Annotated in this window: 21 protein-coding genes, 1 tRNA gene and 1 CRISPR repeat array; of the genes, 13 read left to right on the top strand and 9 right to left on the bottom strand. The window is 46.6% G+C overall.

Annotation, left to right across the window (positions count from 1 at the left end):
- Positions 1 to 33 precede the first annotated feature (33 nt).
- From SPIBUDDY_RS11120 to cas2, 10 genes are all read left to right on the top strand, one after another.
- A complete protein-coding gene (locus SPIBUDDY_RS11120; RefSeq protein WP_013607856.1) occupies positions 34 to 1,218 on the top strand; it encodes an ABC transporter substrate-binding protein in 1,185 nt (394 codons plus the stop codon).
- 60 nt (positions 1,219 to 1,278) lie between these two features.
- Positions 1,279 to 2,160 (top strand): branched-chain amino acid ABC transporter permease, encoded by an 882-nt coding sequence (locus SPIBUDDY_RS11115; RefSeq protein WP_013607855.1) that lies wholly within the window; start codon positions 1,279 to 1,281, stop codon positions 2,158 to 2,160.
- Between the two features lie 9 nt (positions 2,161 to 2,169).
- A complete protein-coding gene (locus SPIBUDDY_RS11110) occupies positions 2,170 to 3,066 on the top strand; it encodes a branched-chain amino acid ABC transporter permease (protein WP_013607854.1) in 897 nt (298 codons plus the stop codon).
- A complete protein-coding gene (locus SPIBUDDY_RS11105) occupies positions 3,059 to 3,832 on the top strand; it encodes an ABC transporter ATP-binding protein (RefSeq protein WP_013607853.1) in 774 nt (257 codons plus the stop codon). The genes SPIBUDDY_RS11110 and SPIBUDDY_RS11105 overlap by 8 nt, the downstream gene beginning before the upstream one ends.
- 2 nt (positions 3,833 to 3,834) lie before the next feature.
- Positions 3,835 to 4,563, top strand: a complete 729-nt coding sequence (locus SPIBUDDY_RS11100) for an ABC transporter ATP-binding protein (protein ID WP_013607852.1) — start codon at positions 3,835 to 3,837, stop codon at positions 4,561 to 4,563.
- Positions 4,564 to 4,626: 63 nt separating this feature from the next.
- Positions 4,627 to 5,547, top strand: coding sequence for a DMT family transporter (locus SPIBUDDY_RS11095; RefSeq protein WP_172634199.1), 921 nt, complete (start codon positions 4,627 to 4,629; stop codon positions 5,545 to 5,547).
- A gap of 93 nt (positions 5,548 to 5,640) precedes the next feature.
- Positions 5,641 to 6,423, top strand: a complete 783-nt coding sequence (locus SPIBUDDY_RS11090) for an SDR family NAD(P)-dependent oxidoreductase (protein ID WP_013607850.1) — start codon at positions 5,641 to 5,643, stop codon at positions 6,421 to 6,423.
- A gap of 222 nt (positions 6,424 to 6,645) precedes the next feature.
- Positions 6,646 to 10,185, top strand: coding sequence for a type II CRISPR RNA-guided endonuclease Cas9 (gene cas9 / locus SPIBUDDY_RS11085; RefSeq protein WP_013607849.1), 3,540 nt, complete (start codon positions 6,646 to 6,648; stop codon positions 10,183 to 10,185).
- Positions 10,173 to 11,075: a type II CRISPR-associated endonuclease Cas1 gene (gene cas1 / locus SPIBUDDY_RS15785; RefSeq protein WP_013607848.1), complete on the top strand. Its 903-nt coding sequence runs from the start codon at positions 10,173 to 10,175 to the stop codon at positions 11,073 to 11,075. The genes cas9 and cas1 overlap by 13 nt, the downstream gene beginning before the upstream one ends.
- A 4-nt stretch (positions 11,076 to 11,079) precedes the next feature.
- The gene (gene cas2, locus SPIBUDDY_RS11075; RefSeq protein WP_172634198.1) at positions 11,080 to 11,385 is read left to right on the top strand and encodes a CRISPR-associated endonuclease Cas2; all 306 of its coding nucleotides are present in this window, start codon (positions 11,080 to 11,082) and stop codon (positions 11,383 to 11,385) included.
- Positions 11,386 to 11,597: 212 nt separating this feature from the next.
- Positions 11,598 to 14,340: direct repeats of the CRISPR family, unit length 36 nt; unit sequence GGTCAATCTTAACAAAAATCAGCGGTCATCCCCAAC.
- Between the two features lie 145 nt (positions 14,341 to 14,485).
- Here the strand turns inward: cas2 and trpB are convergent.
- Positions 14,486 to 15,769, bottom strand: a complete 1,284-nt coding sequence (gene trpB, locus SPIBUDDY_RS11070) for a tryptophan synthase subunit beta (RefSeq protein ID WP_013607846.1) — start codon at positions 15,767 to 15,769, stop codon at positions 14,486 to 14,488.
- 225 nt (positions 15,770 to 15,994) lie between these two features.
- Positions 15,995 to 16,309 carry a thioredoxin gene (gene trxA / locus SPIBUDDY_RS11065; protein WP_013607845.1) on the bottom strand — a complete coding sequence of 105 codons (315 nt, stop codon included), beginning with the start codon at positions 16,307 to 16,309 and terminating at the stop codon, positions 15,995 to 15,997.
- 103 nt (positions 16,310 to 16,412) lie between these two features.
- On the opposite strand from trxA, the gene SPIBUDDY_RS11060 reads away from it, so the two are divergent.
- Complete coding sequence (locus tag SPIBUDDY_RS11060) at positions 16,413 to 17,333, top strand: dipeptidase (RefSeq protein WP_013607844.1); 921 nt, start codon at positions 16,413 to 16,415, stop codon at positions 17,331 to 17,333.
- Here the strand turns inward: SPIBUDDY_RS11060 and SPIBUDDY_RS15780 are convergent.
- From SPIBUDDY_RS15780 to trkA, 7 genes are all read right to left on the bottom strand, one after another.
- Positions 17,308 to 18,003, bottom strand: coding sequence for a DNA alkylation repair protein (locus tag SPIBUDDY_RS15780; RefSeq protein WP_013607843.1), 696 nt, complete (start codon positions 18,001 to 18,003; stop codon positions 17,308 to 17,310). The genes SPIBUDDY_RS11060 and SPIBUDDY_RS15780 overlap by 26 nt on opposite strands.
- Positions 18,000 to 19,133: a glycerate kinase family protein gene (locus tag SPIBUDDY_RS11050; RefSeq protein ID WP_013607842.1), complete on the bottom strand. Its 1,134-nt coding sequence runs from the start codon at positions 19,131 to 19,133 to the stop codon at positions 18,000 to 18,002. The genes SPIBUDDY_RS15780 and SPIBUDDY_RS11050 overlap by 4 nt, the downstream gene beginning before the upstream one ends.
- A 50-nt stretch (positions 19,134 to 19,183) precedes the next feature.
- Positions 19,184 to 20,560, bottom strand: a complete 1,377-nt coding sequence (locus tag SPIBUDDY_RS11045) for a GntP family permease (RefSeq protein WP_013607841.1) — start codon at positions 20,558 to 20,560, stop codon at positions 19,184 to 19,186.
- 181 nt (positions 20,561 to 20,741) lie between these two features.
- Positions 20,742 to 22,064, bottom strand: a complete 1,323-nt coding sequence (locus tag SPIBUDDY_RS11040; protein ID WP_013607840.1) for an alpha/beta hydrolase family protein — start codon at positions 22,062 to 22,064, stop codon at positions 20,742 to 20,744.
- A gap of 14 nt (positions 22,065 to 22,078) precedes the next feature.
- The gene (locus SPIBUDDY_RS11035; protein ID WP_081454646.1) at positions 22,079 to 22,657 is read right to left on the bottom strand and encodes a TetR/AcrR family transcriptional regulator; all 579 of its coding nucleotides are present in this window, start codon (positions 22,655 to 22,657) and stop codon (positions 22,079 to 22,081) included.
- 102 nt (positions 22,658 to 22,759) lie between these two features.
- A complete protein-coding gene (locus SPIBUDDY_RS11030) occupies positions 22,760 to 24,217 on the bottom strand; it encodes a TrkH family potassium uptake protein (protein WP_013607838.1) in 1,458 nt (485 codons plus the stop codon).
- Positions 24,218 to 24,223: 6 nt separating this feature from the next.
- Complete coding sequence (gene trkA, locus SPIBUDDY_RS11025) at positions 24,224 to 25,558, bottom strand: Trk system potassium transporter TrkA (protein WP_081454645.1); 1,335 nt, start codon at positions 25,556 to 25,558, stop codon at positions 24,224 to 24,226.
- Between the two features lie 232 nt (positions 25,559 to 25,790).
- Between trkA and SPIBUDDY_RS11020 the strand changes: the two genes are divergently transcribed.
- Both SPIBUDDY_RS11020 and SPIBUDDY_RS11015 read left to right on the top strand, forming a co-directional pair.
- Positions 25,791 to 25,863 (top strand) — tRNA-Met (locus SPIBUDDY_RS11020).
- Positions 25,864 to 26,050: 187 nt separating this feature from the next.
- Entirely contained in the window at positions 26,051 to 26,407 is a 357-nt protein-coding gene (locus SPIBUDDY_RS11015) for a hypothetical protein (protein ID WP_013607836.1), read from the top strand.
- Positions 26,408 to 26,445: the final 38 nt, after the last annotated feature.

The following is a 26,445-nucleotide window of genomic DNA, read 5'->3' as shown; positions in this document are numbered from 1 at the left end:
TTAGCTGATTTGTAATACTAAGGAGGAGAAAAAATGAAGAAGCTTATTGTTTTCATGCTTCTATTGGGCCTTACATTTTCTGTTTTTGCTGGAGGAGCAACTGAACAGAGTAGCCTGAAAGGTGAAGGACCTATAAAAATCGGAAGTATCCAAGATCTGAGTGGTGGAGCTTCTACAGCCGGCCAACCCAATGCATGGGGTGCCGAATATGCTGTAAAGGTCATTAACGAGAAAGGCGGCATCAATGGGCGTATGCTCGAGATTACTACCATGGACTGTAAAAACGATGCTGCCGAGGGCGTGATGGCCTATCGCAAGCTTGTTGATGAGGTTGGCGTTGCAGCCATTATCGGGCCTCCTCTGTCCAATCCGGCTGCCGCATGGGTAGAGCTTTCCGAAGAAGATAGTATTCCCATCGTTGGCCATTTCATGGATGAAGTCTGTACCACCAATCCTGATACGGGTAAACCTTACCCCTATATGTTCCTTGCAGAGCCCAGTAGTGCGATCCAAAGTTACTGCATGGCCGAATATGCCTTGACGAAGCTTGGTGCAAAAACCGCGGCTACACTGTACAACCCTGGTAATGCCTTTGCAAAAAGCCAAGCTGCTCCTTTTGTCCAATACATGAATGCTAATGGTGGAAAGGTAGTAAGTGAGCAGACCTTCTCATGGACAGATAAGGATTACAGCGCACAGGCTATAAAGATAGTGGCAGCTAAACCTGATGTTGTGTTCCTCTGTGATTATCTGCCGCAGAATGTTACCAGTTATGATGCATTGCGCGATGCCGGCTTCAAGGGTGCCATCATTGGTGCAAATACCTTGTCCCTTCCCTTTGCTACGATGGTAAAGAATAAGGTAAATGACGTCTATTTCTTACAGAACTATGACATGCTCAATTCAAATGTAGGGAATATCAACGAGCTGGTAACCAAGCACATGAAAGAGACCGGCACGGCAGCCCCAGCTGCAAATGTTGGCTTTGGTTGGGATGCGGTTCAAGTATTGGCCCAAGCAATGCGCATGGCAAAGGACCCGACTGATGGAAAAGAAGTTGCTGATCTTCTGCGTAAGACAGACAATGTAATGCTCAGCAGCGGTTCAACCATTACCATTGATCCTGCAACTCATCGACCCAGCAACATGGGAATGTACATTGCTGATTATGATGAGAAGTTGAGTCTTAGAATTGTTGATTTCATTAAGGTAAATTAAGTATTTGTCAAGTTTGGCTGGGAGGACGGGAAATCCGTCCTCCTGCATAAGGAACTATCCATGGTAGCGCAACTTTTGATTAATGGAATTTCCCTTGGAGCTGTGTACGCTTTGATTGCCGTAGGGTTTGCGGTAGTCTTCAGTGTCCTTAAATTCAGTAACTTTGCTCATGGTGGGATGATAAGCGCGTGTGCATATATTGGATTTTTTTTCCAGCGATCGTTCGACCCAGCACCCTCCATACTCGTGACTATACTGTTTACAGGGCTTTGTGGAATGGGTATCGCACTGTTGCTGGATTTGATTGCTTATCGGAGCATACGAAAAAACAAGAGTCCGAACATCTATTATTTTCTCTCCTCCTTGACGATTTCCATAATCATCGAACAGATTCTCAATATCGGCTACAGCAAAAATCCCTATGCCTATCCAAATATTTTCTCAAGCAACTTTTTTATGATCGGGTCTCTGCGGGTTTCAACCATGGACACGATGATCATGGCAATTTCTCTTTTGATTTTGATGCTGATGATACTAGTAATTACAAAAACCAAGATGGGACTGGCAATCCGAGCCGTTGCGATCAATGCCGACACCAGTAGGTTGATGGGAATAAATAGTGGGGTTGTGGTTGTGATGGTTTTTATTATCGCAGGTTTTCTAGCAGGAGTGAGCGGCGTCCTGCTGGGTGCAAAATATTCAGTATATCCAGATTTAGGACAGACTATGATGATCAAGGGCTTTATTGCCAGTGTAATTGGCGGCCTAGGCAGTCTAGGAGGAGCAATTGCAGCTGCTGTTCTTCTTGGTGTACTTGAGATTTTCTGGACGTATTTCTTTGGGGCTTTTTCTGCTCCGGTTATGTTATTCATTTTGATGTTGCTTTTCTTGTTTATCAGGCCACAGGGTATTGCCGGAAAATTCGCTAAGGAAAAGGTATAGGAGAAAGAGATGAGCAGTTATCAACTTGGATTAATCATGAACTCCTGTATCTCAATCATCGGTGTAACCGGTGTATTTGCAATTACTTCCTTGGCAGGAATGTTTTCTTTAGGGCAAGCAGCATATTTGGCAATCGGGTCTTACGTTACCTTCATTCTTGCACGAATGTTCAACCTGCCTATATTCGTAACATCTGTCGCTGGTATCGGATTAAGTGCCTTGTGTGCGTATGTCATAAGCGTTCCTACCCTCAAGTTAAGAAAAGACTATTTCGCATTAATTACCATGGGATTTGGACAGATGATTACAGCCACCATCGTACTTTTGGAACGGTATACAAATGGTTCAATCGGGTATTCCAGAATTCCGAAGGTGAATCATCTTGTCTGGGTGATTCTTGGAATTACTGCCTTGGTAGTGTTCTGTGTTCGCAACCTAAAGTATTCTAGGTTCGGCAGAATGTGCATCGCTCTAAAAACTGACGAAATTGCTGCAAAAAGTTTCGGGATTGACGTTTACCGCTTGAAACTGCGTATGTATGTGCTTGCTTCTGCAATCGCGGGTATTGCCGGAATTCTCTATGGTTTGAAAAATCGTGTTATCCTGCCTGATTCCTTTGGTTGGAATCTTTCTGCGGAAATGCAGATTTTCCTTTTCTTCGGAGGCACTAATTCAATTACTGGAGCAGTTTTTGCAGGTGCTCTTCTGAAATTATTACCCGAACTTTTCAGGACTGTGACGCTTTTCGGGCAGAGCCTTCAGGAGTACCGGACGATCATATACTGTGTACTGATTCTTCTCATAATCAATTTTAGGCCAAGTGGTGTGTTTGGCGAGTATGAGCTCTCACTTCGAGCCATTAAACGCTTTGTCATAAGAAACCGGAAGGAGAGCAACAATGGCTGAACTCGTTCTGAAGTGTACCGATGTGTGTATGTCATTTGGAGGCGTAAAAGCAGTTGATACATTCTCCATGTCCTTGAATCCAGGAGAAATTCGAGGGATTATTGGACCTAATGGTGCAGGTAAAACTACTATCTTCAATGTACTTTCCCGCATCTATCAACAGGATGCTGGAAGCATCCTGTTCAAGGGCCAATGTATAGATGCCAAGGACCAAGTTACCGTAGCAAGAATGGGATTGGCTCGTACCTTTCAAAATATTCGCCTGTTCAGTGGTCTTTCAGTTTTGGAGAATGTGAAGGTATCCTTGGATTATGCAGGAAAATACTCCTTCTTCGAAGCTATGTTTCTCCTTCCTCGAAGGTTCAAACAAGAAAAATTGACAACTGAACGAGCTTCGAAATGTCTGGAAGTTTTGAACCTTGAACAATATGCATCCCTTCGTCCTGCGAATTTGGCATATGGACTGCAACGGAGAGTGGAGATTGCCAGGGCTTTGGTTTGTGAGCCCAGTGTCTTGCTTCTGGATGAGCCTGCTGCCGGATTGAATCCTGAAGAGGTATTTGAACTGATAGATTTTATTCAACAAATCAAGGGATTGTATCCACAGATTGCCATTTTGGTGATTGAGCATAGGATGGATCTCATCATGAATCTCTGCCAGTACCTGTACGTTCAGAATTTTGGTACTACCATTGCTGAAGGAACCCCTACAGAAATCCAGACAAATGAAGCAGTTCTTTCTGCATACTTGGGTGAGGAGGAATAACCATGGCACTGCTTGAGATTCATGATGTTACCGTGGCCTATGGAATGGTCGAAGCCTTACATGCAATAACGATGCAAATTCAAGAAGGGACTATCACTTCGATTATTGGTTCCAATGGTGCAGGAAAAACTACGATTATTAATGCTATCTCTGCGATGGTCCCTTATAAAGGCTCAATACAGTTTGATGGAAAACAACTTCCCTTAAAGAGTAACCAGGTGGTAAGAAAAGGCATCGTACAAGTACCAGAAGGAAGAAAAGTCTTTGCAGGGCTTACTGTTGAGGAGAACTTATTGGTAGGTGCCTATACCATAACCGACAGAAAACAGCTCCCGCAATTATTGGCACGTCAGTATGCACTTTTCCCTCGGCTGAAAGAACGAAAAGACCAAGATGCGGGTACGCTGTCCGGAGGTGAGCAGCAAATGCTGGTTATCTGCAGGGCCTTGATGGGTGGACCGCGACTTCTGATGCTTGATGAGCCATCGTTGGGATTGGCACCAATTATTGTTCGCGAAGTTTTTGAGACTATTAAGCAAATCAAAGAGAGCGGTACAACTATTCTTCTTGTGGAGCAGAATGCGAACAAGTCGCTTTGTATGAGTGATTATGGGTATGTGATTGAGAATGGTAGAGTCATTCTGGAGGGGAAAGGTCTTGCCTTGCTTTCAGATTCAAAGGTCGCTGAAGCCTACTTGGGGGGTAAGCGAAAACCAATGGATTGCAAATGATTCCGAGCTTTTACCTCCTTCTCATTCTTGATTATTGCCTACCAAAGGCGTACCTTGATGCCCATGAAGCAATCATCCGACACCTCGAATAACAGTGCACTGATCTTGGCTTTCCTTACCGTAATGCTTTGGTCCACGGGCTTTGTATTCACACGCATCGCCGTGCGGGACATCGGGCCATTTCCTTTGGGCCTCCTGCGGTATGGATCGGCTGCTGTTATTCTTGTGGTAATTGGATTGGTCAAACGTATAGGGCTTCCTACATTGAAGGATGTTCCTCTCTTTCTGGTGTTGGGAGCCTTGGGTTTCTTTTTCTACCAGATATTCTTCAATGTAGCGATGACAACCATCACGGCAGCAACGGCGAGCGTTGTAACTGCAACCGTCCCCGTCCTTACAGCCTTCTTTGCCTCACTGCTGTTCAGGGAGAAACTTGGAAACCTTGGGTGGATTGCCGTGTGCCTTGAGTTTGCTGGAATTCTGGTCCTCACACTCTGGCAGCGGGAAGTCTCCATCGGGTGGGGCTTGGCGTGGATGATAATTGCCGCCCTCTGCTTTGCAGGCTACAACCTGATCCAACGCTTTGCCACCAAACGCTATACTCCCGTGCAATCGACGGTCTACACCATAGTAGCTTCTGCCTTCATGTTCCTGTTGTTCCTACCCCAAGCCATTGAGGAAGTAAGGACTGCTCCCGTCCAATCACTCTTGGCTGTCCTGTTCATGGGAATCTTCCCCAGTGCAATCGGTTTTCTGCTCTGGACAAAAGCCTTGTCCATCGCCAAACAAATCGGTGATGTTACCAACTTCATGTTTGTCACGCCCTTGCTCTCCACGTTGCTGGAGATCATCCTGATCGGTGATATTCCCGATACCGGAACCATTATAGGTGGTTTGATGATTCTCTTTGGAGTGGCTCTGTTCAACAATAGGGCGAGGCTGGTACCAAGGCAGCATGCAATCTTACGTAAGGAAGGAGTGTAAATCTCCTGATTCTTGCATATCCAAATGCATCGGCTCTTGATGTTGTGCGATAGTTACTATCAGATGACATCTATAAGAAGGAGCTTTTCAGACATGAAGAGATTTGCTGACAACGTATTGGTGGTAACCGGCTCTGCCGGGGATATTGGTAGGGCTGTAGCGCTTCGGTTTGCCCGGGAAGGGGCTATTTTGGCTCTTTTTGATGTACGCCCAAGCGATGCGACTCAAGCAGCTGTTGAGGCTATCGGGGGAGAAGCCCGTTCCTATCGTTGTGATGTAACCGATGCACAAAGCGTACAGACAGCTGTTAATCAAGTGGTCTCCGACTTTGGAAAGATTGACCTACTGTTCAACAACGCCGGCTACCAAGGGTTGTTCAAGAAGACTCATGCATATCCTCAGGATGATTTCTTCAAGGTAATCAACATCAATCTCGTAGGAGCTTTTCATGTATTGCGTTCAGTATCGGAAGTGATGGTCAAGCAAGGATCGGGTTGTATCGTAAACACCGCCAGCATGGCCGGAGTAGGCGTTCCTCCCAATATGATTGCCTATGGTTCGAGTAAGGCGGCCATTATCTCGATGACCAAGATTGCAGCCAAGGATTTGGCTCCTTATGGCATACGGGTGAATGCTATCAGCCCGGCCTTTATGGGCCCCGGGGTGATGTGGGACCGTCAGGTTGCACTCCAAGCCCAGGCAGGTTCTCCCTATTACGATAGCGACCCTTTAGTAGTAGAGCATCAGATGGTCAATGAAATTCCCATGCATAGGTTAGGGGATATTAAGGAAATCCCAGGTGTTGTCGCCTTTCTTATGAGCGACGATGCCAGCTATATAACCGGAGAGAATGTGCGGATAGCTGGAGGAGTTTAAGGTACTTGTTGTCGAATTTCCCAACAAAAAATCAGGATTCAGTATAAAAGAATCCCTAAATCTTTAGCATATCATATGTTAAGTAAAAATTACCTATGCATAATTATTGCCGAAGTAGTAAATATTTTATGGGAAAAAGAACATAATATTCGCTATCCAATCTTGACATGGACTATACTTATCACTATCAGCAAAGACATAACGTGAAAAAGGAAGGTTCATATGTCAAAGAAAGTGTCACGTCGGTATGAAGAGCAAGCACAAGAAATCTGTCAAAGACTAGGTTCTAGACCGTATAGCATTGGCCTTGATTTGGGAGTAGGCTCGATCGGAGTAGCTGTAGCTGCATACGACCCAATTAAAAAGCAACCTTCGGATTTGGTTTTTGTATCTTCAAGAATCTTCATCCCTTCTACTGGCGCTGCCGAAAGACGACAAAAACGTGGACAGCGAAACTCTCTTCGTCATCGGGCAAATCGGCTGAAGTTCCTATGGAAACTTTTAGCAGAACGTAACCTTATGCTTTCGTATTCAGAGCAGGATGTGCCTGACCCCGCGAGACTCCGGTTTGAAGACGCTGTAGTAAGAGCAAATCCATATGAATTACGTCTGAAGGGGCTAAACGAGCAACTAACGCTTTCAGAGCTAGGATATGCCCTGTATCACATTGCTAATCACAGGGGATCTTCTTCCGTACGCACATTTCTCGATGAAGAGAAAAGCTCCGATGATAAGAAGCTTGAGGAACAACAAGCAATGACAGAGCAGCTGGCCAAGGAGAAGGGTATCTCCACGTTTATTGAAGTCCTTACTGCATTCAATACAAATGGCTTAATCGGATATCGCAATTCCGAATCAGTGAAGAGCAAGGGTGTTCCTGTCCCCACTCGTGATATCATTAGCAATGAAATCGATGTATTGCTACAAACGCAAAAACAATTTTATCAGGAAATTCTTTCTGATGAGTATTGTGACCGCATAGTCTCTGCAATTTTGTTTGAGAATGAAAAAATTGTTCCTGAAGCAGGCTGCTGCCCGTATTTTCCAGATGAGAAGAAGCTGCCGCGATGTCATTTCCTCAACGAAGAGCGACGTTTATGGGAGGCTATAAATAATGCCAGGATCAAAATGCCAATGCAAGAGGGCGCTGCCAAACGGTATCAGTCAGCATCCTTTTCTGATGAGCAACGTCATATTCTCTTTCATATAGCAAGATCCGGCACCGATATTACCCCGAAGCTTGTGCAGAAAGAGTTTCCGGCGTTGAAAACGAGCATCATTGTCCTGCAAGGGAAGGAGAAAGCAATCCAGAAAATTGCTGGATTCCGATTTAGGAGGCTTGAAGAAAAATCATTTTGGAAAAGGCTCAGCGAAGAGCAAAAGGATGATTTTTTCAGTGCTTGGACAAATACCCCCGATGACAAACGACTCTCCAAATACTTGATGAAGCATCTTCTTCTCACAGAAAATGAGGTTGTTGATGCATTGAAAACTGTATCTCTGATTGGCGATTACGGCCCGATTGGAAAAACTGCCACGCAATTGCTTATGAAGCATCTTGAAGATGGTTTGACCTATACCGAGGCGCTTGAAAGAGGTATGGAAACCGGTGAGTTTCAGGAACTCTCAGTATGGGAGCAGCAATCGTTGTTGCCATATTATGGACAAATTCTTACTGGATCAACACAGGCCTTGATGGGCAAATATTGGCATTCTGCATTCAAGGAGAAACGTGACAGTGAAGGGTTTTTCAAACCCAACACAAATTCAGATGAAGAGAAGTATGGACGGATTGCCAATCCCGTAGTTCATCAGACACTCAATGAATTACGTAAGCTCATGAATGAATTGATTACGATACTTGGTGCTAAGCCACAGGAAATCACTGTTGAGTTGGCAAGAGAGTTGAAGGTTGGAGCAGAGAAGCGTGAAGATATTATCAAACAACAGACGAAGCAAGAGAAGGAGGCTGTTCTAGCATACTCCAAGTATTGTGAGCCTAACAATCTCGATAAGCGATACATCGAGCGGTTTCGGCTATTAGAAGACCAGGCGTTTGTTTGCCCTTACTGCCTTGAGCATATCTCTGTTGCTGATATTGCGGCGGGAAGAGCTGATGTGGATCATATTTTCCCAAGGGATGATACTGCTGATAACTCTTACGGCAATAAGGTCGTTGCTCACCGTCAATGCAACGATATAAAGGGCAAGAGAACGCCCTATGCTGCTTTCTCCAATACATCTGCATGGGGTCCGATTATGCACTATCTTGACGAGACTCCCGGCATGTGGAGAAAACGGAGAAAATTTGAGACGAATGAGGAAGAATATGCAAAGTATCTTCAATCAAAAGGTTTTGTCTCTCGATTTGAATCGGACAATAGCTATATAGCGAAGGCTGCAAAAGAATACTTGCGATGCCTGTTCAATCCCAATAATGTGACAGCCGTTGGATCATTGAAAGGCATGGAGACGAGTATTCTCCGCAAAGCATGGAACCTTCAAGGAATTGATGACCTTCTGGGCAGCAGGCACTGGTCGAAGGATGCTGATACCTCCCCGACTATGAGGAAAAACCGCGATGACAACCGCCACCATGGACTGGATGCGATTGTTGCCCTCTACTGTTCCCGTTCCTTGGTACAAATGATCAACACGATGTCGGAGCAGGGTAAGCGTGCAGTAGAAATTGAAGCGATGATTCCCATCCCGGGGTATGCCTCGGAACCCAATCTATCATTTGAAGCCCAAAGAGAATTGTTCAGGAAGAAGATTCTGGAATTCATGGACCTTCATGCTTTTGTGAGCATGAAGACTGATAATGATGCAAATGGTGCTTTACTGAAAGATACCGTGTATTCGATTCTTGGTGCAGACACCCAAGGCGAAGACCTTGTGTTTGTAGTGAAGAAGAAGATCAAGGACATTGGGGTTAAGATTGGGGACTATGAGGAGGTTGCTTCGGCAATACGTGGACGCATTACCGATAAACAGCCGAAGTGGTACCCCATGGAAATGAAGGATAAAATTGAACAGTTACAATCTAAGAATGAAGCTGCTCTTCAGAAATACAAAGAGTCCTTGGTTCAGGCTGCAGCAGTACTGGAGGAAAGCAACAGGAAATTGATTGAGTCAGGTAAGAAGCCTATTCAGCTCTCCGAAAAGACAATCAGTAAGAAGGCATTGGAGTTGGTTGGCGGGTATTACTATTTGATTTCCAACAACAAGAGAACTAAAACTTTCGTGGTTAAAGAGCCCTCCAATGAAGTCAAGGGATTTGCGTTTGATACCGGATCTAACTTATGTCTCGACTTCTATCATGATGCACAGGGTAAGCTTTGCGGGGAGATCATTAGGAAAATTCAAGCAATGAATCCATCCTACAAGCCTGCATACATGAAGCAGGGGTACTCGTTATACGTGCGTCTTTATCAAGGTGATGTATGTGAGTTGAGAGCCTCGGATCTAACGGAAGCAGAGTCAAATTTGGCGAAGACCACACATGTGCGACTTCCTAATGCAAAACCAGGAAGAACCTTTGTGATAATTATTACATTCACTGAAATGGGTTCTGGGTATCAAATTTATTTTTCAAATTTAGCTAAATCAAAAAAGGGTCAAGATACCAGCTTTACCTTAACTACAATCAAAAACTATGACGTAAGGAAGGTCCAACTCAGTTCGGCAGGTTTGGTACGCTATGTCTCGCCTCTTTTGGTGGATAAGATTGAAAAGGATGAGGTGGCTTTATGTGGAGAGTGATTGACCTTGGTGGTACTGGTTATTACCTGCACACTGTGCATAACAAACTCATTGTTGAGAAAGATGGAGAAGAATCACTTATTCCGTTTGATGATATTCATTCGATTATTTGTCATGGAATAGGATTCAGGTATTCGGATAAATTTTTCAAATCTTGTCTGCATCACAAGGTACCGGTAACGTTCTGTGATGAGAAACATATTCCCTTGGGGATGTTGCTCCCTATGCTGCAGCATAAGGATACATCTCAAAGAATGGATATTCAGTTGAAGGCTTCGCTTCCTCGTAGGAAGCAAGCCTGGCAACAAATCATAACAGAGAAGCTGAAGAATCAAAGAGATTTTCTTCAGCATTTACAAATTCCAGGAGTAAAACGCTTAGATGTGTTGTCTCAGACTGTGCTATCAGGTGATAGCTCCAATAATGAAGCTCAGGGAGCAAGAGTGTATTTCGAATCCATTTATGGAACCAGCTTCTTCCGGTCAGATGAGGACAATGCAATCAATGGAAAACTGGACTATGGATATAGCATTCTCCGTTCTGCAGTTGCAAGGGCTGTGGTGGACACCGGATTGCTGCCATCCTGTGGAGTATTTCATTCAAGTCGAATAAACCCGTTTTGCTTGGTTGATGATTTGATGGAGCCTTTTCGCCCGATGGTGGATTCTTTGGTGCTTGCGATGTGTTCCAAGTATGGTGTCATCGAAGATCTGGAATCGCGAGAGAAGAAAGAGTTAATGCGAATAACAGCGAGAGAAGTGGTCTTTGAAGAGCAAGATGTAGAGTTTTCGTATGCGTTGCGTCTATATGTGCTCAGTTATCTTAGTTTTCTTTCACGTAATCGTGATGCTATTCAATTTCCGAAGTACCGATATGCTTGGGCCGTATAATGCTATGTGGGTTTTTGTAGGATTCGATGTTCCGACTCTCACGAAGCTCGATGTCAAGCGTGCAAATCGGTTTCGAAATGATTTGCTGGATATGGGATTCTCCCGGTTCCAGTTATCATTCTATACCTATTATGTGCCCTCTAAACAACGTGCTGAAACCTTGGCAAAACAGGTTGAACATAAAGTACCTCCAAATGGTAAGGTCTCAATTTTCTTTATAACAGATCGGCAGTTCGGGATGACCAGGACGTTCTATGCCGGTCAACAGGTAGAGAATGAGTGCCCTGAGCAGGGATTGCTTTTTGAATAAAAAAAGAGCTCCCAAAATAGGGAGCATTTTGCGACTTAAGTCTTATTAGAGATAATCGCTGGTTTTTGTTAAGATATAACCATCATAGAGTGACCTTTGCTCAAAGTCAAGGAAAATTGCTTTAATCACCTTGATTTAGTGCCTCAGAATCTCAGTTTTCTTCAGTTGGATGCTACACATTTTCTTTTCCCATTGGAATATATTCCAGTACTGGTCAATCTTAACAAAAATCAGCGGTCATCCCCAACACTCAAGAGCCGGAGCCGCGACCATCACATGGTCAATCTTAACAAAAATCAGCGGTCATCCCCAACCAGTTGCCTCCATGCCGTGAACGTGTCATTGGTCAATCTTAACAAAAATCAGCGGTCATCCCCAACATAGACAGACTCCAGTACAACCTCATCCTCGGTCAATCTTAACAAAAATCAGCGGTCATCCCCAACAAGCTGGTGGAGCATATAGACAAGGTGCTCGGTCAATCTTAACAAAAATCAGCGGTCATCCCCAACTAGGCGAAGTGACGAGTGAATATTGCAAGAGGTCAATCTTAACAAAAATCAGCGGTCATCCCCAACTGGCTTCCTTGCCCTTCTGTTCTATCTTGTGGTCAATCTTAACAAAAATCAGCGGTCATCCCCAACGCAATGCCCTCGATACGAGATCCTCAATATGGTCAATCTTAACAAAAATCAGCGGTCATCCCCAACGAAATCACGCGCTGTAATACCGTTAAAAAAGGTCAATCTTAACAAAAATCAGCGGTCATCCCCAACAGGAAGGATTGCATGAAACAATACATTGCAGGTCAATCTTAACAAAAATCAGCGGTCATCCCCAACTGAACTCATGTATGAATATGCACAAAGGCTGGTCAATCTTAACAAAAATCAGCGGTCATCCCCAACTGTTTTATCTACGGTAAAATAAACAGAAAAGGTCAATCTTAACAAAAATCAGCGGTCATCCCCAACCTCATTAGCTTTGTATGTCTCTTCCCTTGCGGTCAATCTTAACAAAAATCAGCGGTCATCCCCAACATACGGTGACACTTCCTCGCAAGCAATGGAGGTCAATCTTAACAAAAATCAGCGGTCATCCCCAACGTATATGGTTTGATTAAAAGTTTAAATGCAGGTCAATCTTAACAAAAATCAGCGGTCATCCCCAACAACGGCGAACTGGGTCAAGTACATGCTTCCGGTCAATCTTAACAAAAATCAGCGGTCATCCCCAACAAACATATCTTTCATCTACAGCACTCCCTTCGGTCAATCTTAACAAAAATCAGCGGTCATCCCCAACAGGTACAGGAACAACAGCTTTAGACTCGGTGGTCAATCTTAACAAAAATCAGCGGTCATCCCCAACGTGGATCATGAGTCTATTGCCAGTACAGGAGGTCAATCTTAACAAAAATCAGCGGTCATCCCCAACCGGAACACCCGATTGATGATCCATTCGTTGGGTCAATCTTAACAAAAATCAGCGGTCATCCCCAACTGGGCGGTCAATGCCAATCTCTCTCATATGGGTCAATCTTAACAAAAATCAGCGGTCATCCCCAACGAATTTCGAAGTTTTCAGTACCTATTAACAGGTCAATCTTAACAAAAATCAGCGGTCATCCCCAACATAACTAATCATTGTTATACCTCCCGTGATGGTCAATCTTAACAAAAATCAGCGGTCATCCCCAACGATTTGTACTTGCGAATGAAAGGTGTTGACGGTCAATCTTAACAAAAATCAGCGGTCATCCCCAACCGTCGATCTTGTCTGCCACCGGCTTGAGATGGTCAATCTTAACAAAAATCAGCGGTCATCCCCAACAGTATCCTACACAAGTGTTTGACGCTCTCAGGTCAATCTTAACAAAAATCAGCGGTCATCCCCAACTCATCCGTATCTGAGAGATTTGATACAATCGGTCAATCTTAACAAAAATCAGCGGTCATCCCCAACGACAAGGGAGAGAGCAGGGAAGTCAGCAAGGGTCAATCTTAACAAAAATCAGCGGTCATCCCCAACAAAGAGCCAATGGGATGCAGGGGGGCTGTCGGTCAATCTTAACAAAAATCAGCGGTCATCCCCAACATTTTCCTTGTCCGTATACACGACATCGGCGGTCAATCTTAACAAAAATCAGCGGTCATCCCCAACGAGTTTCCTTCCTCGTCAGCGTCGAACATGGGTCAATCTTAACAAAAATCAGCGGTCATCCCCAACACGTCTGCTGGCGTTGGATATGGGATTTGTGGTCAATCTTAACAAAAATCAGCGGTCATCCCCAACCTAGGCGGTAGCCCGACTATAGCGAAAGTAGGTCAATCTTAACAAAAATCAGCGGTCATCCCCAACAAACCAAACTCAGCATCCAACGTTCTATAGGGTCAATCTTAACAAAAATCAGCGGTCATCCCCAACAATCAATCGTGTATAATCGGAGGTAGGATTGGTCAATCTTAACAAAAATCAGCGGTCATCCCCAACAAGCCACACGACTGATGGCAGACAAGGAAGGGTCAATCTTAACAAAAATCAGCGGTCATCCCCAACCCACCGAGACGGGCAATCCCTTCGACGTGGGGTCAATCTTAACAAAAATCAGCGGTCATCCCCAACCGCAAGTAAGAGCGGCTGGTAGGCCGGAATGGTCAATCTTAACAAAAATCAGCGGTCATCCCCAACCTTGAGGGCTGTCCTGGCCTCCGAAAGCTCGGTCAATCTTAACAAAAATCAGCGGTCATCCCCAACGGCATAACAGGAAGGGCATCCACTATGGATGGTCAATCTTAACAAAAATCAGCGGTCATCCCCAACTGGCGTGCTTCGCGTCAATCGGTGCGGCAAGGTCAATCTTAACAAAAATCAGCGGTCATCCCCAACGATGTTGTTGATCTCCACACGGCCATTTCTGGTCTATCTTAACAAAAATCAGCGGTCATCCCCAACGGGGTATATAACCCTCCAGACATCTGGGTAGGTCTATCTTAACAAAATTCAGCGGCAAATTTTTATTGCCAGATATTCACTAATAAACAGAAATGGCTGCTACACCATTGTAACAGCCATTGGAGAAATCAGCATTGTTTTTCTTTTACTTCTGCTTGATATGTGCCAGGAACTCCTCAAATCCATCACCACCTTCCTGCGGTTCATACTCCACCAAAGGATAGTGCTCCATGACAAAGTCTATGTCCTTGTCCCCCCTTCCTGAAAGGTTGACTAAAATGACCTCATCCTTACTCATTTTCTGAGCCAGCTTAATGGCATGGGCTACTGCATGGCTGGATTCAAGAGCCGGGATAATGCCCTCCATCCTGCTCAAACCATAGAAAGCTTCTACCGCCTCTCGGTCGGTAGCACTATCGTATATAACGCGGCCAATGCTGTGCAGGTAGCTGTGTTGTGGTCCAACACCCGGGTAATCGAGACCACTGGCAATTGAATAGACCGGCAAGGCTTCTCCCTTTTCGTCCTGGAGGAGCAGACTCTTGAATCCATGTAGAATGCCAACACTACCCTTGGTGATGGTTGCTGCATGATCGGGAGTGTCCAAGCCTCTTCCGGCCGGTTCAACCCCATAGAGCTTGACCAGTTTGTCATCGAGGAAGGCACTGAAAATGCCCATGGCATTTGAACCTCCGCCGACACAAGCCACGATTGCATCAGGGAGGGAGCCGGTCATCTCCTGAATCTGCTTTCTTGCTTCTATGCCAACCACACTTTGGAAATCACGGACCATCATGGGGAAGGGATGGGGACCAACTACCGAGCCGATGCAGTAAATCTGGGTTACAGGGTCTTGGAGATAGGCTTCAAAGGCTGCATCAACGGCATCCTTGAGCGTTTTGGTCCCTCTGGTTACCTCGACTACGGTAGCACCGAGGATTTTCATCCGGCTTACATTTGGAGCCTCTTTCTTAATGTCAACCGCTCCCATGTAAATGTCACACTCCAGACCCATCAATGCAGCGGCGGTGGCGAGTGCAACACCGTGTTGACCGGCGCCTGTCTCAGCAATTACTTTTTTCTTGCCCAGTTTTTTGGCGAGCAGCACCTCTCCGATGCAGTGGTTGATCTTATGGGCTCCGGTATGGTTCAGGTCTTCCCGCTTAAGGTAAATCTGAGCTCCACCAACTGCATCGGACAGACGCTTCGCATGGTAGACCGGCGAAGGGCGGCCGACATAGTGTTTTTGGAGGTCTGAGAGTTCATTCAGGAATGCCGGGTCTTGGACTATCTGCTCATAGGCTTGGGTGATCTCGTCCATAACTGCTTGCAATTGGGGAGGGATATACGAACCTCCAAACTCTCCGAAGCGTCCTTCCTTGGTGGGAAGATTGGTTGTGTTTATTTCTTTAGTAAGTGCGTTCTGCATAGGGTACTCCTTCTTGGGTTCCGATGTTACTATAGGTAGAAACATTGTGTCAACAAAAAACCACAATAAAGTTTCTATAAAAAGAAACATTTTTCATGTTGTCTATAAAACACCCAAAAAAGAATACAGGATTGCTCGAATCCTTGTGTACTTTTCAAATTTTTCGAAAAAAAACCCACAGAATATACTAATCCTGTGGGCTTGCTCCTGAAGATGTAAGGGAATTTAGATTCCCAAAGACTTTCTCAGGGCGGCTGCATCGCGTACGCCAACGGCCTTATTCACTACCTTGCCGTCCTTGTAGAACAGAAGGGTGGGGATGGACTGTACACCAAACGTGCCTGCCAGTTCGCCTTCCTCGTCTACGTTGACCTTCACAATCTTTGCCTGATCGGCAGTGATTTCCTTGTCCAATTGCTCGAGAATGGTTCCCTGCATGCGACACGGTCCACACCAAGCGGCCCAGAAATCGACAACTACGGGTACGGTGCTCTTCAAAACTTCAGCTTCATATGTGCTCTTATTAACATGTTTAATCATTCTGTGCTCCTCTTTACTGTATACTATACAGGTGAATTCTTATATCGTATAGATACATTACTACTTTTATTTGCTAACGGCAACTACTTGGGAGTACTTTTTTATGTATCCAGTGATCGATCTGCATTGTGACACCATCTATGAGCTGGAGTATCAGAAAGAAGGCTCCTTGGCAGAAAACAAGGGTCATACCTCGCTTCGCTGGATGGACAAGGCGGGAAAAGTAACCACCTGTTTTGCCCTATTTGTTGATACAAAGCAATGCGTTTCTGCTTGGCATCAGGCCCAAGCTTTACATGAGCGCTTCCTTCGTGAAATGCGTCTCAACCAGGATAGGATCATACCGGTTTCTCAAGCAGTTGAACTTGCCACTAGCTTCAAGCATGGGGCGATACTCAGCTGCGAGGAGCTGCAGATTCTGGAAGGAAAGCTGGATCGTATCCAAACACTCTCCTCCTGGGGGGTGCGTCTTGCAACCCTGACATGGAATTATGAGAACGACTTGGGTTTCCCTCACCATCAGAGGGGAGGCTTGAAGTCCTTTGGGTTTGCAGCAGTAGAGGCCCTGGAACAAAACAATATTCTCGTGGATGTCTCCCACCTCAACGACGATGGATTTTTTGATGTCGCATCGGTTGCTCGGAAGCCCCTTATTGCAAGTCACTCAAATTGCCGGTATATAACCAATCACAGCCGGAACCTCAGCGACCGGATGATCCGCACCATCGCCGAAAGCGGTGGGGTGATAGGGCTGAATTTCTGCCCCTCCTTTCTCTCCGAGGACTGGCACTCCAGCAGCCTCGAGGCCATGGTGCGTCATGCTCTCCATCTGAAGAAGGTTGGGGGGAGCTCAGTATTGGCATTGGGTACCGATTACGATGGCATTACCGGTGAGCTTGCCATACCGCATTATGACAGCTTGCCTTTGTTGTGGCAGGCTTTGGAACATAGTGGATTCACTGCTTCAGAATTGGAAGGACTTTGGTCGGAAAATGCCCTTAGAGTCCTTTGCGGAGACGCTTAAGTAGTACCTTATCCTCAGCACTGACCAGCAGGGACTCAACGCACTTCTGGATGGCTTTGCGCCGAACAGGTTCCTGGAGTCTTCCTGTTTGGAGATAGGGTAGGGTTTCCTCACGGTTCTTGCAGAAGGCTGAGGCATAGGCCCAACCTAGGGCCATGACCACATAGTAGTGGGGATTGGTAACCGTGGCGAGCTCTCTGAGCGTTTCGTTGATGTGAGAATCATCGAGGTAGTAATACATCAAGGCAACAATACCCAGCCGTTGGTCATACGGATTGCTTTCTTTGAGCAAGGAAAGCAAATATGGATACAACGAAGGTTCTGCTGTCAAATGTGATAGACAGCCGCTGAGGTTGTCATTGGTTGCCCAACTCTCATTGAACTGTCTGAGCTTGTTAAGGTAGGAAAAAGCGCTTTGCCCCTCCAACTTGAGCAAGCCAAAGAGCGAATAGCTGATTTGGATCTCCTCGTAGGAGGGATCGGTATAGGTGAAGAAATCATCAAGTGCCTTGATGCCTTCGGTTTTGAAAAGTTCTTTGACCAGCTTCTGGATCATGGGTGTCCGTACCCCATAGATGGGTCTATCGGATACCTTGAGTTTCTCACTGAAGGCACGATACGATGGCTCAGCCATCTCGCTGAGCCTTCGTCGTAATTCGTTCTGGTTCAAAGACCCATGCGCTTGATGAAGCGCATCAAATTGTCCATGGTCTTTTCCATATCGTGGGGAGCACGAGGTTTGGCAGCCTTGAAGTCGATGGCCAGACGGTTGATCGAGAAGATTGCACTCACCCCTTCATTGTATGCGCCTTCAACATCGTCTCCGATGTCACCGACGATGGCAACTACCGGTACATTGACTTTCTTTGCCCGCCTTGCAACCCCGATAACAACCTTGCCCCTGAGGCTCTGCCCGTCAATCTTGCCCTCACCGGTAAGTACCAGGTCGGCTTTGGTTAGGAGTTTGTCGAAGTTTACGGTCTCCAGTACTGTCTCGATGCCCATCTGCAACTGACTGCCGAAGAAGGCTGCCATGCCGCCGCCCATGCCGCCGGCAGCACCGCTGCCTGCAATAGCCTGCACGTCGATTTTGCAGTCCCGCTCGATAACCTTTGCAAGCTTCTGCATATTGGCATCAAGAATCTTGACCATTTCGGGGGTGGCTCCCTTTTGCGGTCCAAAAATGTGGGCTGCCCCGGTAGGTCCGTAATACGGATTGTCGATATCACACATGGTTGTGATGGTTACATTCTTAAGAGCAGGGTCCAAAGAAGAGGTGTCGATGCTCTCGACCTTGCCAAGCGTCCCTCCGGTGGGAACAAAGGCTTTTCCGTCCTTGTCACGGAAGACAACGCCGCAGGCGGCTGCTGCTCCACATCCACCATCGTTGGTGGCACTGCCACCAAGACCCACAATAATGGTCGTGCAACCAGTCTTTGCCGCGTCAAGAATCAACTCGCCGACTCCGTAGGTGGTGGTGAGATCAGGATGGAGTTCATCGCCAACCAAAGGAAGACCTGCACAGGCCGCCATCTCTACAACTGCGGTGGTTTTCTTGATCACCCCGTAAAAACTTTCCATGGGAAATGCATAAGGGCCTTGGACGGTAAGACTTCTTCTTTCGCCTCCGAGAGCTTGCAGGAACGCGTCGACACTACCTTCTCCACCATCGGCTACAGGAATACTGGTGACCTGGGCGTCAGGATAGTGTTGCTTGATAGCTCTGTCCATGATGGAACAGATTTGTTCGGAACTCATGGTTCCTTTGAAGGAATCGGGGATTAATAGGATGTTCTTCATCGCGGGCTCCTCACTGATGTGGGGGCCGAAGCCCCCGTAGTATCAGTATATTACAGCAAAATGAGGGAGAAAAGCCAGATGAAAATGATACTGGCCAAACCTTGCAGCAAGGTGACCATGGTTTGCGTCTTATATCCATCCTCAGGCTTCAGTTTTCCGAAGTTGGTTACCACCCAGAAATAGCTGTCATTTGCATGGGATACCGTCATGGAGCCGGCTCCGATCGCCATGACTGTCAAAACGGCTGCCATAGGGCTGGCAAGACCGAGGGCGGTCATCATCGACGAACTTTCAGCAATACTGCCCATAATACCTGCAGTGGTGGTAATGGCGACTGTCGAAGAACCTTGGGCCGTCTTCAAGATGGCTGAAATCAGGAAGGGGAAGAAAATACCGACTGCAGCCAGAACCGAGGCATGTTCCTGCATGAACGCTACAAAGCCTGCACTTGCGATGACTTTTCCCAATACGCCGCCGGCTGCGGTTATGAACAGGATGGGACCGACAACCTTCAGGGTATCGGTAGTCATGGTATTGAAGTACTTCATCTCACTGCGTTGAATGAGTAGCAGGATGCCGAACAACAAGCCGATGGTCAAAGCTATGATCGGTGTTCCTGTAAAGGAAAACAGGCTGGCAAGAGCGCCTTTCCATTTCAAAGCAGCTGAAAGCGAACCGAGGGCCATGGCGAGAATCGGCATGAGAATCGGGGCGAGGGAGAGGAATCCATTGGGAAGGTCCCCAAAACTCTTCAGCAGCGTGTCGTAATCGACCCCTTCTTCCTCTTCTCCCAAATCTTCTCCGCTCTTTATTTTCTTGCCGATATAGTTGGCATAAAAATAGGCGACCACCAACGAAGGAATGGAGCAGAGCGTACCGATGACTATTACCATAAAGAGATTGTCACCGATGCCTAAGGTTCCTGCGGCGGCAATCGGGCCCGGGGTAGGTGGAATGAGTACATGACTGGTGTAAAGACCGGCAGAGAGGGCAACGGTCATTGCAACGGACGAGAACTGGGTCTTTTTGCGAAGGGCTTTTCGGATAGGGTCGAGAATGACAAAACCACTGTCGCAGAATACGGGAATGGAGACAACCCAGCCCATGATTTCCATGGCAAGTTGGGGGTGTTTGCGGCCTACCAGCCGAACCACCATTTCAGCAAGCTTCAGTGCAGCCCCCGTCTTCTCCAATATGGTGCCGATCAGGGCTCCAAGGATAATGACGATACCGATGCTGCTGAAAATTCCACTGAAGCCTGAACCTATGACACCAGGAATATCTTTTAAGGGCAGTCCGATGAAAATGGCAAGCAGCAGGGAGACTCCCATCAAGGCGAGGAACGGGTGGACGTTCCACCTCGAGATGGCAACGATCATAATAGCAATGGCGATTACAAAGGTGATAATCAACGCTATTCCAGACATGTACAACCTCCTCATGGTTTTTATCCAGTATATCACCCAAAGGCATAATGAGAAGGGTTAATGTCTTGGTTTTTTTAGTGCTTACAGAAGAGGTTTGAAAAGAGCACGTACACAGCAAAGAGCTGCAACCAGCCGATATGCATCAGAAAAGAACAAAACACTGTCTGTCCAAAGTACTGTGCTAAAGCATTCTGAACGCTGGAATGGAATTGCCTTTGTCTTTGAGGTAGTAATCCATGAACTGGAGAACCGCCGCATTGGTGGTTTCCATACAGGAGAAAGGATCCACCGTTCCCGTACCCAATAAACCGGCAAGGAAAGGGGAAACAAGAGGGAGATCGGTGAAATTCAGATGCCCGGAACCCTCCACCACCAGCTGGAACGACTTTGAAGCATTTGCATGCATCAGCATATTGGCATATTCCAAGCCCATTGCTTTCCCATCCTGGTAATGCTTCTCGTTGAACAGGTTCAATATCGGTTTTGGATATGGCACGTTGGTAAGCACTTCCTTGCCGTTCTCAAACCCAATAATTTCGCCCATCAACGTACCATCAAGTACGATTACTGCATCGATTGCATCGTCTTGGCGACCGATCCAGGCTGCTGTTGCCCCACCCATCGAGTGCCCAAGCACCCCGATGCGTTCACTATCTATTTGATGGAAGAGATCCTTGGAAGTTGGTGATGCAACCTGCTGTCGGATTTGATCCAGCACAAACGCCATGTCAGCGCTTCGCAAAGCCATCCATTCTTCTTGGATGTGATACAGCTCCTCGCCTTGGATAGTCCCATTTTCCACTTGCATGGCAGTGTTGATGAATCCCCTATCTCCGAGAATTGTTGTTCCATCAGCCTCTTTGGTCATAAAGGCTTGATGGGTATGATCGATGCTTGCCACGATATAGCCGTTGCTTGCCAGTTCCATGAACGTGGAGTGGTTGCTCATACGAAAGCCGAAAGCACCATGGGAAAAAACAATCAAGGGGAAACGACCCTCGAGAGCCCCAGTATTGTCTCCCCCTTGGGCAAGCGGATACCAAAACTGTACCGTCACCTTGCGTCGGTCCTCTTCTACGGTGAAACCGTCTTGTCGGCTTGCATCTGTCCAGGTAAATACCGTCGTACCGACGCTATGGCTCCCAGTAGGTTTGAGTTGTGCATACCCGGGGAACACCAGAGGCGGTATCATTACCAGGACAACAAGGGCAATACTGCCGATGAGCCTACGAACCGCCTTGCTTTTTATAGAGTCAATAGGTGCTTTTTTTCTGAGTAATGATACGATTCCAATCAAAGCCTTGATTCCCAGCAGCAGAGTCAGGGCATACCATTTCATTCCCCAATCGATGATCCCTGCAACGCAAAGTATCAGAAAGACCACAAGGAGAATAATCCTTGTAAACGATGATTCGCGTCTATCGAATCCCTTTTTCTTTGCGAAGCGGGCAAACAATGCCACTTCCACGGTACACAAGCCAATAAAAATACCGATAGCCATCATCAAAGCTCCCTTGATCAAGTCGTATGTTGGGCCGCGAATGCTCGTTGCGCTTCACCTAGCATTGTTTCCGCCTCACCTGGTTCCAAGTGGACGAATTTGGAGGCAAGCATTGCTGCAATGCCATGAGTAAAAATGAACATTTTCATATAGAACCGTTTCGCAGAATCAAAGCTGATGCCCATAGTAGAAGAGAGCGTTTGTGCAACCTCAAGATTCTCTGGATCATCGTACATGTCGGCAAAGCCGTGTAGATCCATCACCTCGGACATGAACAGGAGGCGGAACAGATTACTTTCATTTCGGGCGAAATTGATATAGCACTCGCCAAGTTTTCTAAAGGAATCGCCCCCTTGCATCGCCTCTGCGGCATAGCGATCGAAATATTTGCCTGCGTAGGCATGGAAGACTTTCTTCAACTCCTCCATACTTGCGAAGCGGCTGAAAATGGGTTGTGTCGAACATCCTAGCATGGAAGCTAGGCTGCGGGCGTTCACGTTCTCGTAACCGTGCTCCCTGGTGATGTGGAACGTGGCTTCGAGTATCATCTCCTTGGTGATTTTCTGTTTTGGTGCCATGGTTTGTACCTCATCCATGATTAAAATCGATTGTTATATAACATAAGTAATATTATTGTGCAAACGTGTCAATCGGTTAGGTGCATACTTCGTTTTTTTTGGAGAAGAATAGGGTTGGTATCAGTGCTTCCAGAAGTGTTTTGAGAAGAGGACATATACGGTAAAGAGTTCCAATCGGCCGACGAGCATCAGAAAGGAACAGAACCATTTGATCCAGGAAGGAAGGAATGCGAAATTCCCGGTGGGACCAACTTCACCAAAGCCGATACCGATATTGCCCAAACAGAGGAAGGAAGCTGAAAAACTAGTTATCAGATCAGCTCCGCTTAGTGAAATTACCACTGCCCCAACCACACCGGTGAGTATGTACACACCAAAAAACGTAGCAATGGAAACCAGCAAATCCTCTCGGAAGGTGGTTTGCCCAACTCGTACTTGGAAGACTCCCCTTGGGTGGATTCTCTGTTTGAGTTGTGCCCTTCCCATTTTAATGAGTGCCACGATGCGGATGACCTTCACGCCGCCTCCGGCTGAACCTGCCGACCCTCCAATGAAGAAGAGCAGAAAGAGCAGGGCTTGGGAAAACGCAGGCCAATGAACATAATTGGCGGTAGCAAAACCGGTGGTGGTAAGAATGGATGCTGTCTGAAATGCGCTGTAGCGAAGTGATTCGAAAAATGAGCCATAGGTACTGGAAAACGAGAGCTGAAGCGCTGCAAACACAGAAACAAACGCCCATATACCGAGGTAGACCCTCAGTTCCCCATCTTTGAATACCGATGAGATTTTTCCGCTGAGTGCCTTGTAATAGAGAGCGAAGTTTGCTCCGCTGACCAGCATGAAAAAAGTGACCACGATATCAACATACGCACTGCCGAATGCCCCGATGGAGGAATTCTTTACACAGAATCCTGCTGCAGCCATGGTGGAAAACGTAACAGTTATGGCATCATACCAGTTGAGCCCACCGAATACGAGCAGGATAGTCTGCAGAAAGGAGAACCCGATGTAGATGGACCAGAGGATGATTGCTGTATTTTTGATTTTCGGTGTGAGTTTGTCTTTGGTAGGACCTACCGACTCTGCTCCGACCAGCAGCGAGCCGCTGACACCCAACGCAGGAAGCAACGCCACAAAAAGTACGACGATTCCCATGCCGCCAAGCCAGTTGGTCTGCGACCGCCAGAACAGGATTGACTTGGGAAGACTCTCGATCTCAGGCAAAACAGTTGCCCCGGTTGTGGTGAAACCGCTCATGATTTCAAAATAAGCACTGCTATAATCGACATATGCGCCGCTTGCAGCCAACGGGATGGCAGAGAACGCAGTCGCAATTACCCAAGTCAGGGTAACGACCAGATAGCCGTCACGGGCATACATTGTCTTGGTTTTAGGTTTGCCGATGAGAATCAGGGTAATCGAACAGAAAATGGCGATCCCCAGGTATGCAATGAGAAACCCACGCATTGCATCGGCTTCCTGGTACCTGAAAGACAGGGCAGTTGGGATGAGCATGAGAAAGCCGATGAAGAGTTCGATGAACGCAAGCAGACGAAGGTCAAGTTTCCAGTTTATCATATGCTGTTACCCGAAGAGCTTTTGTATGAAGTCGGAGGAGTCCCGCATGACTGCCACCAAGGCGGTGTCCCCTTCCTTGAGGGTGGTTAATCCGGTTGGGATAATGCTTTTCCCTTGGTGGTCGGTAACACCGGCAACAATGGCCTTCTTACGCATATTGATATCCTTCAACTGCTTGTTGCAGACCATGTTCTCTGCATGGATGACAAACTCATACACTTCCAACTGACCGTTGAACAAAGAATGGATGCTGGTGACATTGGTACCCCTGAGATAGCGAAGCAATGACTCCACCGTGGTATCAGTGGTGGAAATGACCACGTCGATATCGAGGTAGCTTGCCATACGTGTATAGTTGTTGTTTTGCTTGATCAAAGCGATCGAGCGTTCCACCCCTATGCGTTTTGCATAACTGGCTGTGATTATGTTTAATTCATCATTGTCGGTTAGTGCCACAAGCAGGTCGTAGGAGCCTAACTGCTCCTCAGCCATAATATCCTCATCGGTAATGTCGGCCTTGATGACCAGTATCTCACGAAAACGCTCGCTGAAAGCTCTGCAGACTTCTGCATCCTGGTCGACTACAGCCACTTTGGAGCGCATGGCGGGACTCATGCGGTTAAGCAGGGCCCGTGTTATTTTGCTTGCTCCGACCAAGACCATGTTGCTCGGCCGCTTTTGCAGCTGTCCCACGGTTTTAAGGATATCGGTGACCTCTTCCGAGTTGGCGACGATTGAAAGGGTGTCCTGTGCCTGAATGGTCGTATTGCCTGAAGGCACGATTACCAAACCCCTGCGATTAATCGAAGCTATGACAAATTCAGCTTGCAGCTTGTTTCTCATCTCCATGACGGTTGAACCGACATAGGAGCTGAAAGGCTCAATGTAGAAGTTGTACAGCAGCAGTTTGGAATTGGTAAAACCCAATACATTGCCGTTGACTCCCTGTTCGATAGTATTGTAGATGGATTTGGCAGTTTCTGCATTGGGGTTGACGATGTAATCGATACCCAACAGCCCTTCTTTCAGACCGTCAACGCCGGTATAAATCAGTGAGCGGATAGCTGCAACTGTTTTTACATGGGGATAGGTCGAGGAGACCAGACCGCAGGAGACCAGGTTGATCTCGTCGCTGTTGGTTACTGCAATGAAAGCCTCAGCGTGTTCCACGTCGGCTTCCATCAGTTTTGCAATATCGGTGCCGTTGCCTAGTATGCCAAGACAATCTTGTTTGGAAACAGCGCTTTCAATTCGCTCATGGGAACTGTCGATGATAACCACATCCTTTCCATCAACGATCAGCTGCTTTGCCAAACCCAACCCGCGTCTACCTGCTCCCAGGATAATTACCTTCTTGCTCGTATCCAGCTCCTTGCTTTCCCAACTCCTGGGAAACTGTGATGCTAATCAATGATGATACCAGAACCTGCCTAAAAGCAAAAGACCTCGTATTTTACAAAATTTACTGAAAGCTATTTCATTATAAAGCATAATCATAGGAAATACCTAGGATTAATTTCTAGTTCTAGTTGACAAGATTTTCCATTTCTCCTATAGTTGGTAAGAAATTCGACGCAGGGTGGAGCAGTTGGCAGCTCGTCGGGCTCATAACCCGAAGGTCGTAGGTCCGAGTCCTACCCCTGCTAAATAGTTGGCTGATGAATGGACTGTTGAATGTACAAAGGTACACAGCAGGACGGTGATTCCTGATTCTCCCAAGCTTTTGGGCAACTTGTTAAGGTGACAATGGTCACATGGCGGGTTGCCTTCCTTTTTTTATAAGGGGGTCCCCCTCTTTGACACTCCCCAACTATTTCGATATAATATCAGATTATGGACGAAAACACACCTGTGCTTGAGCTGGCAGTGGATGCCAAGCACAACCTCTCTGTATATGCCTATTCCTACCACATGGACATGCGCCTCACGATATCACTGGAGAACGATGATTCGGTGTTCTCTTCCGTCCACATTCACCCAATATATTGCCCGTTTACCGGCAAACGAGTGGGTAAAAGTAGTGAGGATGTTGAGTCTCTGATACAAGGTATTTCCTTGAAGGGTCCCAACGGGAAACTGCTTCTGAGCTGCTGCAAGCTTGAAGGATCACACTTGGTTCTGTACAAAGGTGACCAGAAAGCATCCCTCACCCTTAGCTATGATATGATTACCGGCAAGAAACACCAATAACTTTAGCTTTGTTCCAGCGACAACACTATCCTTGCAAT

The sequence above is a fragment of the Sphaerochaeta globosa str. Buddy genome (assembly GCF_000190435.1).
GTDB classification, from domain to species: domain Bacteria; phylum Spirochaetota; class Spirochaetia; order Sphaerochaetales; family Sphaerochaetaceae; genus Sphaerochaeta; species Sphaerochaeta globosa.
This window is presented reverse-complemented; position numbering and strand designations above follow the sequence as displayed.